A 475-nucleotide genomic window follows, 5' to 3' on the forward strand; every position below is an offset into this window, starting at 1 on the left:
TCTCCGCTTTCAGCCTGGCCGGCAAGCGCATTCTGGTCACCGGCGCCAACACCGGCATCGGCCAAGGCATTGTCCTCTCGCTCGCGCGCGCCGGCGGTACGGTGGTTGGCGTCGGCCGCTCGTCGATGGACGATACGGCGAGCAAGGTCGCGGCCATCGGTGCCAGGTTCGAGGCGGTGGGCGCCGACCTTGCCGACACGGCGGCCGCCAGGCCGATGCTCGATCGGGTCTGGGACGAAAGCGGGCCGCTCGACGGGCTGGTCAACAATGCCGGCATCATCCGGCGCGCCGATGCCGCCGATCTGACCGAGACCGACTGGGACGACGTCATGGACGTCAATTTGAAAACGGTGTTTCTGCTCTGTCAGTCCTTCGCCAGGCGCGCCCTTGCCGAAGGTCGCCGGGGCAAGATCGTCAACATCGCCTCGGTGCTGAGTTTCCAGGGCGGCATCCGCGTCGCCTCCTACACCGCCTC

General features: G+C 67.6%; 1 protein-coding gene. It reads left to right on the forward strand.

Annotated features, from left to right (window positions below; translation table 11 throughout):
* On the forward strand, positions 1–475 hold a 475-nt coding region (locus tag ACWTU8_RS32480; RefSeq protein ID WP_455851331.1), incomplete at both ends, for an SDR family NAD(P)-dependent oxidoreductase.

The sequence above is a fragment of the Mesorhizobium sp. BHbdii genome (genome assembly GCF_053848045.1).